The following is an 11,938-nucleotide window of genomic DNA, read 5'->3' on the forward strand; positions in this document are numbered from 1 at the left end:
GAAGATGAAATACTATTATAAAGATTTTATGACACCCTTAGGTGAAATGCGCGCAGTGGCCACTGAAGAAGCTATTGTTCTGTTAAGTTTTAAAGATGCTAAAGATTACAATAAAGCGCTTCAAAAACTAACTCAGCGCGGGCGACTTGTCCAAGTTTCCATATCACCTTTAATCGATCAACTAATTTATGAATTAACTGCTTACCTACACGGAGCGTATCACACGTTTACAACACCGTTACAATTTGATTTAGGGACCCCTTTTCAACATAGTGTTTGGCAAGCATTACAAGCGCTAAATGTAGGTCAAACTGTGAATTACAGTGATATCGCACAAAAAATTGGGCGACCTAAAAGTACGCGTGCAGTCGCCACTGCAATAGGACAAAATCCAATTTCTATTGTAATCCCTTGTCATCGCGTATTACGTAAAGATGGAGGGCTCGGTGGATTTAATAGCGGTCTACATCGTAAGATTCAATTACTCGAACATGAACAACAGATGACAAAAGACAAACCTAACTTTTAAAAAGAAAGGTTTGTCTGTTTTTATGAATATGTTTATCTATAGGCGTCTCGCAAAATTACATAAACTCCTAAAGGAAAACAAAAATCAACTAAAAAATAGAGTAAAAAATGAAGGTCTGTGAGATTAATATCAATGAAAAAGACATTCAAAAGTTTCACAAATCATCAATTCATGTTCATTAAATACTAAACCATATTTCTGAAACTCTTCTTTAAAAAACTTCTCATGCGCGTCTTTCCAATAATTTAATGTGCGATCGCCTTCCCCTTCTAAAAAAGCATGTAGCGCAGTCACCTCACGATAAGGTACTTTTTCAACACGCGTCGTTTTAATAATACACATCGGTTCGTTTGTCTCGTTCAAAACGATACTTAAGTCTCCAACTTTTGGCAAAGGTTCAGCATCAATGGCATAAAGTGCATAAGCGCTTGTCGTCGCTGTTTTCTTACCTTGAATCACTAAATTTGCTAAATGCGTCGCATCAACTCCAAATTGCCATGCTGTATAAGTATATGATTGATATTCTGGATATTTTTCAACGAACTTCTCCCAAAATACGTTGATATTCATCATCGTTCATCCCTTCTTTTGCTGTCATTTTCTTTTAAAAGAGGAGAACACGCCTATCCAATTTGATAATTGAATGAAAACAAACTCAATAATTTTAAAGATAATTTCCATAACTTCCTCCTCGGATTCGAAAATATTACATCGAAGTATTATGAGATTCTTTGCGTGTTTTACTTCTTTTATCTTCATCTTAGCATAAACGATGACTTTACAGAAACGTGTTAGAATAGCGTCCTATATGAACGTTTATCTTAACTAAAAATTTTCAATCGTTTTCATTTATTTCTTCACATATGAACATTTCTATTAATTTTGTTAAAAAGTTGTAACTATTTATTATAATTTACTCATCTTATTAAGGTATATACTTTACTTGTATAAAAGCGTTTGAGTATGGACTTATGTGATTCAAAATTAAAAATGAAAGAGGTTGATTAGAATGAAAGCAAAAGTATTTCAAAATTGGACAACTCTGCTTTGGGCAAGTATCATAGGTGGACTCTTATCTGGGATTGTTAAGTTAGGATGGGAGGTGATGTTTCCACCAAGAACACCGATGAGAGACGCAACGAATCCTCCGCAACAATTACTTCAATTGTTCGGCATACCTTCTGATATCACACATTTCACTTATCAATTTTCTGAACATGCACTCCCTTGGGTGAGTTTTATTGTACATTACAGTTTTTCAATTGTTATCGCCATTATTTATATTTTTCTAGCGACTAAATATTCAAAAATTACACTAGGTTATGGGGCAATATTTGGTATTTTCATCTGGATAGCATTTCATTTAATACTCATGCCAGTGATGCATGTCGTCCCTAGTCCTCTTCAACAACCTCTTGCTGAACATATTTCCGAGTTTTTTGGACATATCGTTTGGATGATGGTCATTGAAATGGTAAGACGGTATTTTGCAAATAGCTTTAGACAAAAATCGTGATGATACACGCTTGTCATCACATGAGACTGGCAGGTTCACTTAAATATCTTTAATTCACGAGATAATCACACTAATGTTTGAATTCATCACTTAAACCAAAAAGACGCTTTCCAAAAGTTTACTCAACTTATGGAAAACGCCTCAAAAGAATTATTTTAAATGTCCTTTTAGTTCATCTGAATTGGGGGGCATTTTTATTTTTTAGATTTTTATGTCATTATTATGTCATGCAGAATCTTAAAACACTGTCAAATCAATGTTTATAAGCTATTTTACATCATGCCTGGCATTAAGTGCTGCTTAAAACAAGCTAAAATACATTCATAAAAGCCTATTAAATCAACATTTATGTATTTAGATTATACCATTATTTTTAGTTTTTTTATCCCATTATGACCAAATTATGACCACCATTCTATTTTCAGACCAACAAAAAAAGGCTTAGAATTTAGTATTCTAAACCTTGTGAAGTGTTGTTAATTAAAAATTTATTTTATTTAAAGCCTCAAAATCTGGGGGATAAATTTCTTCAATCGTAACTATATATTTTAGGTTCACCTTAATTTTTGTTGGTTCTAACACTTCAATCAATTCTTTTTCTAAACTACCCTCTTCAATACTATAAACTGATACTTTATCGCCAGTAATTAATTTCAACTCAATATGATCTAAACCATCTTTCTTTAATAACTCTGAAATGTATTCTTTATTCATCTATTCTCATCTCCAATATTTGCGTTGAGGTGCACAACACCCTTTAATTAATATTATCTTGCAACACAATGCGTTTCTCAGCGTCTTATTTATATGCTTTACCGAAAATAGTTAATGTTTCATTCTTTCCATCATCATTTTGAACAGATTCAATATTAAAATCTAAATTTTTCCACTTGATACGTTGTTTTGAGGTTATCCCCTCTCTGTATCTAATAATGAACCTCACAGGGATTTCTGAAGCTGTAAGTCCAGAACTTAAATACTCATTACCACGAATTGTTTTTATATCTGCCCATGGTTTTGCAATAACGTTCTCTTTAAAATTATTTGGCATTGGTCCGCTACTTACTCTTTCAACTATTTCTATTCTATTATTAAAACGATATGCCATAAATACACCTCCTATATCTAACGTCGTGATTTGCGACGTAACGAATCGTTACCCCAGCGCTTACATAGCTCTCAAAAACTGTTCATAGTTATCAAACAATCCCACATACGCATCTAATAATGAAGCTGTGCCATCTATACGGCGTTTTGGTGATTGATTCTTAACAGGAACAATATTTCCGTTACGATCTGTTTCTATACCCGTGTTTGTTAAGCACCACTTCAAAATCGGATTGTTATTATAATTGATTTTGTGTTTCTCTAAATCGGCACCCATATTTTGCATCGGTAAACTTAAAGTTCTAGCGCCTTGTGGCGTACGTACCATCTTAAAGCCGTTAGCTTCCATTTCGTCAACCCAGTAACGAGCAGAATAATTATCGTAGTATATCCATAGTGGCGTGATGTCATATTCATTCAGCATCTCTAAGAACCATTCTGTGATGTCGCTATAATCAATTGTATTGCCCCTACACAAACGAAGTAATCCTTGTTCATACCATTTGTCATACGGTATCTTATCTTCGTCTACACGCTTTCTGAGGTTATCCTCAGGCAACCAATACATTTGATGTACATAACGCATTTCTGTTTCAGGTTCTACAAATAACAACGTGGCACAACTAAGGTCTGTAGTGATGGATAAATCAGCACCACCTATCGCATAACTACCTGAGAAGTCACTTATATCAAAAGTATCTTCATTATTAATCGCCTCAAATGTGAGCCATGCGCTATGTGTGACTTCACGTATATTAAAATCTTTCGTTAAGATTCCTGTTAAATCATTCACATTATTTTTAGCACGTGTAACCTTACGTTCTAAGTCCTCGACCTTTTTTGATACACCTAAAGCAGGATTTGCCTTTTGCCAGCATTCAGGTATCTTATATTCTGCTTTATGATCTAACTCATACATAATCGGTAAAAAGTTATCATCTGTAAATTTACCGTCAACAACATTGCAGGCATACTCATATAAATCATCAAATATTGTACCTCTATGAGTGCCAGCTGTTGTAATCATTATCAGTAACGGTTGTGTACGTGCTGATTGAGACTGTTTCATAACCTCATACAAATTACGGTCTTGAATAGAATGTAATTCATCAATCACAACGAGATGTGCATTCAATCCATCAAGTGAATTTGAGTTTTTGCCTAGTGATTGCATTTTACTGAAGTTATGCGCAAAATATAAATCACTTTTACGCTTACGGATATTTTTATTTAAATCAGGACTCTGTATAATCATCTCATGCGCTTGGTCAAATAAGATATTAGCTTGGTCACGTTTCGATGCAACTGAGTACACTTCTGAGCCACTTTCACCGTCTGCAATCATCATATATAATGCAATAGCACTTAACATGGTTGTTTTACCATTCTTACGCCCAACAAAGAAAAAGGATTCTGTATAACGTCGGTAACCCGTCTCTTTATCTACAAAGCCAAATAGCGCCGAAATATAGGCTTTTTGGAACAAATCTAACTTTAGGGGTTTACCCGCCAGCTCCCCTTTAGAATGACGGCAGAAACGTTCTATGAAAGCGATAGGGCGTTCTGCTTTAGATTCGTCATAAATATATTTATCGTGATGTTTCATGTCATCTATGAGCTTTTTATACTGCTTACGTACACGATTTGAAGCAACTATATCGCCATTTTCAATTGCACGATAATAGGCCTCAATTGGATTAGCCATTGTTCACAAACTCCATAAAGCTATCTGATTCATCTACTTTTTCAGGGAACAATGACAACAATTGTTTGTACGTAGCGTTATATTTAGGCATTGTAGCGTTATAGGCTTTCATTGCGGGATTCTCCTTGAGGTAGGATTGTTCACCTTGAGTAAAAACGTATGTTGCGCCATGTTCACGTACAGTCTGTTTAAGCTCGTCCATCGTTTCTTTCATGAACATCAATTCTTCAAGTAAATCGTAGGCTACATGTTTATTTTCTATATCATTTTTATCAATATATGTTTTAAGTTTTTCTAAATTAATATATTTCATCTATAAATTCTCCTAACTTTATTTTTAGGCACCCCTAAACTTTCAAAATATCAGATGGAGGAAAAGAAAGCCCCAGCACCGTTTCCCAAGCGTTCCTTTCATATCAAGGTTATAGGGGGTATCCTATTTTTATTTTATTAACTTTTTATAATGTTACCTTTTTCATCAAATTGTAATCCTTCACCAATTGCTATGCTCCCGAAATGTTCCTGATTATGACACGTTTGACACAATGCTTCTAAATGGTCATGGTTCAAAGATACATACGGATTCTTATAATTATTAGCGTTTAAATATACTTTGTGATGGCATATACTTGCCAACGCCCCGCATCTTTCACAAATATAATTTTGTTTGGCCATATAGCTATTTTTGCACTTAATCCATTTTGTAGACTTGTAAAATGAATGCGGAATACTTCTAGCCATTATATTCACGTCCTAATGCAGTTAAAGACACCAATAAACTGTCGATGGTACGCTTTAAACGCTCACTGTCCTGTGTCTGTGGGTCAAACCATAACTGCAATATAAACTTTGCCGTAGTCTGCGCTAATGGTTGCACTGGCTTATCCAACCAATCACGCCCAGTAGTGATATACAAGTAATTAGGTATTGCATCAATGAGTGGCTCGATAATCTCATCATTGTAATCACCATCTATCCGTAAAGCATTACGTGCTTCTTCAATTGTTATGATCATTATGTTCACTCCTTTATTAATAAAGGACACCAGCTATATCACTGATGCCCTCACTGGTTTATGTTGTTTATGCGATTGGTTCTGACGTAGTTGTTGAAGCTGATAGTTTAACAAATGCATCATCTACTAATACACGTGTATCTGCTACCGCCATAGCTCTATAATCTATTAAACCTGAACGGAAACTAGATTCACGTGATGATTCAAGCATAATGCCTTGCGGTAAGTTATAACCAATATAATTAAAGTCACCTAAAAGAATTGTGCCGTCCTCGATATTGTCATCAATAATAACTGGTTTACCGAAGATGTACCCTACGTTTTCACGTTGTGCATCTTGAATAAAAATAGGACGTTGGTTATTATCCATCACACCATACACAGTGTTATATAAAGTCGCATTGCTCATTGCAAACTTCGCATTTTGTGCATAACCACGTGCTAACATACCTAACGCTTCTGTGAAGTCTGTATATTTACCTGTTAATGATAAGCTGTTTGTATCGTCCCATGTAATGCCTGTTAAGATACCTTGCCCTTGGTTTGTACCTGTACCATTGATTAATGCGTATTCAATAGCTTCTACAACACAGTTAGTCAATTCCTCAACAAGATATGATTCAAATGCCGAAATACTCATTGTTTTAGCTTTAACTGAGATACTGAAAATTTTAATAATCTCATTCGCTTCAAATGATACGGCTGTTGTAACTGCCTTATCTGCTTCTACATATGCCCCTTCCTGATGCCATTCTGCACGTTCTTGAGGCGTTGAAATCGGAATACGAATTTTAGTAGGCATATTGAATGAACGTACATTAGCAAGTAATCCTCCTTGTGTTCTAGCACGGCGAATGACTTCATTAAGAGTAGTTTCAGGAATTACTGCCGATGCGTTAGATGATGAAGTAAATTCATCTGCGCGATGTTCAGTTTTTTGTTGATCCATTGCATGATTGAATGTACGTTGTTCCACATCTGTTAATTCTTGTCCTAACATGGTTTTAAAAAATGCTGATCTATATTCATCTGAACCAAAGATATTTTCTTTTGGTACATCTTGAGTTTTAAATTGTTGTCCTGTAATTGGATTATATGAACGGTTTTCCACTTGTTCTTGCTCCTTTTCTTTAATATTTTCTTTTGCTTGATTTAAGCCTTCAATTTCAATATTTAACTTTGTGACATCTGCCTCTGGGTCGTTTTCGATTGTGCCTCTAATTTCACCAGCACGTGTTTCAATATCTTCAAGCGAGGCATTGCGATAATGGTTAAATGCTTCTTGTACTGTATTGAACATTTTATTTAATCTCCTTCATAAATAGTTTATTTAAATTGATTTTCGCTTTATTAATTTGTTGTTGTCGTAGTTCTGCTTCCTGCATTTGACTTCTAGCCTCAACAGATGTTTCAGAATAAGCAGGGAAATTTACTACAGAAAATTCTAATACTTTATCAATTTTGGTTATTGTGCGGGTTCTTGTTTCTACATCGTACCGACTGCCGTCTGATACGGTGAAACCAAAAGAAACTCCTGACATATCACCACGTTTGATAGATTCATAGACGGAACGGGCTTCTTCTGTGTTTGCCAACTTTGCCCTAAAATGCATGCCTGCATCGTCTTTCCATATATCCATCGTTTTTGGTGATTTTGCTAATGGTAAACGGTTATGATCATGAGACACTAAAAGTCGTGTATCATTAAACTTAACTCCGTCCAGCGCATTACGTTTGATAACTTCGGTATATGAACCTGTTGGCGTATTAATAAGTGCGGGTTTATCAAATACAATTGCTGTACCTTCAAGAACCATTTCGTTACTTTGGGAATCTGTTTGTATTTCTGCACTTCTAATTTCCTTCATCTGCCTTAACCTCCTTATCTGCCATTTGATAGTTCTTTGCTAATGTTTTTTCAATATAGTTCAAACTTTGTATGCGTTCATCTCCATCTTCAACATGAGGCAAGTTCATTAAGTCACGTGCTTCATTAATGGTTAGTAATCCGAGTGGCAACAATTCTCTTATAATCGTTGATTTCGATTGAGTGCTTGCATACTGTAATTTCGATGATTCATATATGATGCGGTTACTAAAAGACTGTTCACGTTCAGTAAAAATCTTTTCGGTAAGCTCTGAGGATAACTGAATGGCAAAAGGTTCAATCACAGATTCAAAGAACGCTTGAAATGTGTTTTCATCATAGTTACCTGTCACAATAGCTTCATTGACTCCTAGATACTCATATATCTTTTGTTTAATTACTTTTATTTGTGATGTATCTATTTGTACATCTGATATGTTTAATTGTTGGTAATCCATCGACGTATCTAATGGAACAACACCACCGTTATTTGCCATTGATAAATAATTGCTTGTAAATTCTTCTTTTGCCTGCTTCAACTTGCTAGGACTTAATGCTTGATTGTATTTCAGAATACCTCTGATTTGAGCCGAATTTTTAATTGCCTCAGTCATACCTTCATTTTGCGTATAGGCAAGTTGTAACGTATTCATGATCGCATCGTTGTTATCTCCTAGTAATTCATTAGAATTGAAGTGTCGACGTAATACCGCAATTTCTGAAATATGGAAATGAACGATTTCACCATCATTGAATAAAAATTTAAGATACATTTCGCCTGCACCATCAACCACGTATTCAACACTGCTCGGCGTTAACGGATATAAGTTTTTCAAGTTGCCTTTATCGTCCTTTTGTACAAGGATAAACGCATTATTAAATAAGTAGTATTGAGTCGCTACTTTATAGAGAAAGTCATAACCACTCATATAAGGATTGGGTCTATTTTGTAAAATTCTGTTAATTTTATAGTTGTTAAAGTCTTTCGTATTATTTACATGCTTACCTGATAACTTCGCTATATGGCGAGCAATCGTATCTACTGCACTGCGATATACATCGTTTGAATATGCATCTCCTGAAAACTGAGATAATGATTTAAAGCCACCCGTTAGCATTTCAAACTGTTGTGCAGTCGTTTGCTCAAACTTATCAAGTCCTAGCATCTTATTAATCCACTTCGGCACTTTGTCACCTACTTTATAGAATGTTTGTTCGTTTAATAAGTACATACGTTCGTTTTATACATCTAAATTATACCACACTAGGGTATATAAAGCTAGTTGTGGTAAGGATTTAAGGGTTATTTAACTGAGTTTCTTTTAATGTATTTTAGATAACTTTTTAGTCGTGCTAACACAAAATCGTAATCACCGTTAGCTATAATTTTATAATTAGTCCTTTTATTAGTGTTAGGTATAAAACTTTCACGCCACGCTACCCAGTTGCTATCAATTTTTTCAAAATATACTTGTGACACTTTACTTATTGAACAAAAGTATATTTCTTCTGATATTCCTGTGATTAATCCTATTTTTTCCGCCTGCTCGTCTAAACTGTAAATTTTATTAACGGCTTGCACTTCTAACAGTCGCCTCCCACTCTCTCTCGGTTATTACATCACCGTTTTTATTATCTCCTATTAATATCCTTAAAGGATCTATATCAACGTTACATTGTACCGCATAACTAACTGCTTTATATAGGTCATCATTTCTGTATTCACTTGTACCGTCTACTATTCTTTGGTAAGCACGTTTACCCTCTCCGCCTTTACCGTTAGCTAAATGCTCGAAGTTGTTATTTGGTAACACGTTTTTTACTGAATAAGGTTCAAGTGTTTGTTGCGTGTAATTGCCATGAGTTGAAAAGATACGTTTCTCAAAATCTCCTTCGTATTCTTTAACTTTTATCCCGTTATGTTTATACTTTCCTTTTAATGTCCGACTGCCTGCAAGCACAAAATAATTATTGCGATGTGCTTTTATATCTACAGACGGTAAATAACTTATTTTCTGACCGTATTCAATCCCTTTACGTTTCCTGAATATAATATGTTTGCCACCACTCGGCGTAGTTTGAACAAGTGTACTTTGTGCGTTAGTTACAATCTCATCGTAATAAGGAATGTGCTTAATACTATCAAAACCATCATTTCCATTTGCATGGTTTATATCAATGTCGATACACCACACCTCTCTTGTAAGGACACCTAATACATGAGCGTAGTGATATAAATTTTTGTGTTGCTCAATAAAATCATCAGTTATATCAACATCTGCAAACGTAACACTAGGTTTTTTATATTTGTTGAGCGGTATAACTTGAATATTCTTTTTTAATAATTGTTTCGCAACATGATAACCTGACAATTGGTAACCTCCTTTTATTCGAGAATTAGACTAACCCTTATAACCAACTTTTTTTCTATAATAAGAAAAATATTTCGATACCTTAATGCACTGTATAAAAATAGAGTTATAAGAGTTAGAGAGTTGTCATTATAGGTTATTTTAAGTTAGTTTAAGAGTTAGTGAGAGTTAGACTAACCCTTATGTTAATAATTTATATGCCATATCAAATAATTCTTGATTTCCTATTTTATGCACTTTGCAGTTTTGCCCTTCTAACCATAGCTGACTATTAATATCAACGCCGATTCTCTTCATATCTTGCTTAGCATTTTTAAAACGTAAATTCTTATAATCCTCTTGAATTAATCGTTGCAATGTATCATCGCCTGCAGGAACAAACCCTTGTTTTTTAAGCATCTTCAATATAACGACTTGCGTTTCAGTCAATTCATCTTCACTAAAGTAATGTTTCAATGTAACATCATTGAACTTGAATTCACCGCCTATTGATTTAAGGTGATCTAAACTTGCAATTAGAAATGAAATAGCAGAAGCCACTGAACATTTGTCGTTAGGTTTAACAAAATTCCAATATGGTTCAAAAACTTTGTAACGTTCCTCGTCTGTTTCGTGTATCGGTCTATCTTTAAGCGAAATCTTGACTGTACGTGTCGTGTTTGCGGTAATCTCTCCAGTATCTACGTTTTCGTTTGTATCTAACACCAAAACAGATTTGTTTCGAAAAGTGAATGCATTTCTCCCAATACCTCGACCAGATATAATTTCACCAGTTGCTATTTTTCTTAATATACGCATCATAGGTTTAGTGATTTCACCCGTTTCATTTGCGTGTGCTAAGTCTGCACCGTAGAAACTCATCCACTCATTCGCCGATTCAAAGCCACCCGCAATAAGACTATCAAAATTAACCTTATTCACTTTTAACAATTCATTAAATGTTTCCATAAGCAAACCTTTACCTGAACGTCCAAAATCTTTCATCAAGAACCATTTTTCAGCTTGAACTAATTTCATTTTTCGAAATATCACATAGGCATGCAAAAGCATTAAATTGTTTTTACTTTTGTTATTTTCGGTAACTAGATTGAAAAACTTTTTTGGAATTTCAGTATCAATATCTGATAACTTCACATCATATTTGAGTATGAACAACTCATTTTCATCAAGTTGTCTTTCGGTCAATTCAAGATTTCGACAATCATATATAAAATCATTCCCAGCAAATGCAAAAGGGTATATTTTGAATTCGTGTTTTTCTCCTAAATGCTCTCGATACAACTCAAGCATTACTTCGATAAAATCATTGATCTGATGTTTATTATCGACTGGATATTCAAGCGCAAAATTTGTTTCATCAATAGCAATATATTTATTTTTCTTAACCATCAAAAATTGTTCCAACTCATTCGAGTAAATAACTTTCTCAGAAATTAAGTCAGCGATGAACTTTGCGTAATTATTGAATTTATCAGCCTTAAAACGAGCTGTTTCTTCTTCGTTCTCAGTTTTCACAAAAACTGTACCGTAAATCATTCCTAATTCACGTGGTATTATGGTATAATCTAAAGTAAGATTACTTATATAATCGCCTGCTACATCATCTTTTTTTCTGTGGTAAAGGTTACCTTTATTATCAAAAATTTGTTTTTCAGTAGAGATAGAAGCGAAATTAATTCGCTTGCTAATCTCTTTAATTCTTGACAAATTTGCTGTATTTACATAATCTAATTTAGAATGAAACTCTAAATGTCTTTTGTATAATTCAACTTCATTCATATAATCAACCTTTCATTTGTGTTATTATTTTTGTGAGTATTTAATTAA

The 11,938-nt window shown here is 34.2% G+C and carries 14 protein-coding genes; 2 read left to right on the top strand and 12 right to left on the bottom strand.

Translation table 11 applies throughout. From position 1 onward, the window contains the following. The first annotated feature begins 4 nt into the window (after positions 1–4). Positions 5–529: a methylated-DNA--[protein]-cysteine S-methyltransferase gene (locus G8Y84_RS09020; RefSeq protein ID WP_103158752.1), complete on the top strand. Its 525-nt coding sequence runs from the start codon at positions 5–7 to the stop codon at positions 527–529. 129 nt (positions 530–658) lie between these two features. On the opposite strand, the gene G8Y84_RS09025 is transcribed toward G8Y84_RS09020, so the two are convergent. After that, complete coding sequence (locus G8Y84_RS09025; RefSeq protein WP_306823253.1) at positions 659–1,102, bottom strand: ASCH domain-containing protein; 444 nt, start codon at positions 1,100–1,102, stop codon at positions 659–661. Between the two features lie 436 nt (positions 1,103–1,538). On the opposite strand from G8Y84_RS09025, the gene G8Y84_RS09030 reads away from it, so the two are divergent. Beyond that, on the top strand, positions 1,539–2,045 hold the full coding sequence (locus G8Y84_RS09030) for a YagU family protein (protein WP_037575683.1): 507 nt from the start codon (positions 1,539–1,541) through the stop codon (positions 2,043–2,045). A 480-nt stretch (positions 2,046–2,525) separates the two neighbouring features. Here the strand turns inward: G8Y84_RS09030 and G8Y84_RS09035 are convergent, their stop codons facing one another. The 11 genes from G8Y84_RS09035 to G8Y84_RS09085 form a co-directional block, all read right to left on the bottom strand. Next, positions 2,526–2,759: a hypothetical protein gene (locus G8Y84_RS09035; RefSeq protein WP_165806300.1), complete on the bottom strand. Its 234-nt coding sequence runs from the start codon at positions 2,757–2,759 to the stop codon at positions 2,526–2,528. Positions 2,760–2,844: 85 nt separating this feature from the next. After that, complete coding sequence (locus G8Y84_RS09040) at positions 2,845–3,153, bottom strand: phage head closure protein (protein ID WP_165806301.1); 309 nt, start codon at positions 3,151–3,153, stop codon at positions 2,845–2,847. Between the two features lie 60 nt (positions 3,154–3,213). Beyond that, positions 3,214–4,857 (bottom strand): terminase large subunit, encoded by a 1,644-nt coding sequence (locus G8Y84_RS09045; RefSeq protein ID WP_031797001.1) that lies wholly within the window; start codon positions 4,855–4,857, stop codon positions 3,214–3,216. Beyond that, positions 4,850–5,170: a hypothetical protein gene (locus G8Y84_RS09050; protein WP_031797000.1), complete on the bottom strand. Its 321-nt coding sequence runs from the start codon at positions 5,168–5,170 to the stop codon at positions 4,850–4,852. The genes G8Y84_RS09045 and G8Y84_RS09050 overlap by 8 nt, the downstream gene beginning before the upstream one ends. Before the next feature lie 420 nt (positions 5,171–5,590). Then, on the bottom strand, positions 5,591–5,872 hold the full coding sequence (locus tag G8Y84_RS09055) for a head-tail connector protein (protein ID WP_165621000.1): 282 nt from the start codon (positions 5,870–5,872) through the stop codon (positions 5,591–5,593). A gap of 67 nt (positions 5,873–5,939) precedes the next feature. Then, a complete protein-coding gene (locus G8Y84_RS09060; protein WP_165806302.1) occupies positions 5,940–7,172 on the bottom strand; it encodes a phage major capsid protein in 1,233 nt (410 codons plus the stop codon). 1 nt (position 7,173) lies between these two features. After that, positions 7,174–7,740 (bottom strand): HK97 family phage prohead protease, encoded by a 567-nt coding sequence (locus G8Y84_RS09065; RefSeq protein ID WP_165806303.1) that lies wholly within the window; start codon positions 7,738–7,740, stop codon positions 7,174–7,176. Then, positions 7,727–8,926: a phage portal protein gene (locus G8Y84_RS09070; protein ID WP_349236833.1), complete on the bottom strand. Its 1,200-nt coding sequence runs from the start codon at positions 8,924–8,926 to the stop codon at positions 7,727–7,729. Before G8Y84_RS09070 ends, G8Y84_RS09065 begins: the two co-directional genes overlap by 14 nt. Before the next feature lie 116 nt (positions 8,927–9,042). After that, complete coding sequence (locus G8Y84_RS09075; protein ID WP_165806304.1) at positions 9,043–9,321, bottom strand: pathogenicity island protein; 279 nt, start codon at positions 9,319–9,321, stop codon at positions 9,043–9,045. Continuing rightward, positions 9,308–10,111, bottom strand: coding sequence for a bifunctional DNA primase/polymerase (locus G8Y84_RS09080; protein ID WP_165806305.1), 804 nt, complete (start codon positions 10,109–10,111; stop codon positions 9,308–9,310). Before G8Y84_RS09080 ends, G8Y84_RS09075 begins: the two co-directional genes overlap by 14 nt. Positions 10,112–10,291: 180 nt before the next feature. Then, positions 10,292–11,890: a phage resistance protein gene (locus G8Y84_RS09085; RefSeq protein ID WP_165806306.1), complete on the bottom strand. Its 1,599-nt coding sequence runs from the start codon at positions 11,888–11,890 to the stop codon at positions 10,292–10,294. Positions 11,891–11,938 lie beyond the last annotated feature (48 nt).

The sequence above is a fragment of the Staphylococcus sp. 11511212 genome (genome assembly GCF_011394755.1).
Lineage (GTDB): Bacteria > Bacillota > Bacilli > Staphylococcales > Staphylococcaceae > Staphylococcus > Staphylococcus chromogenes.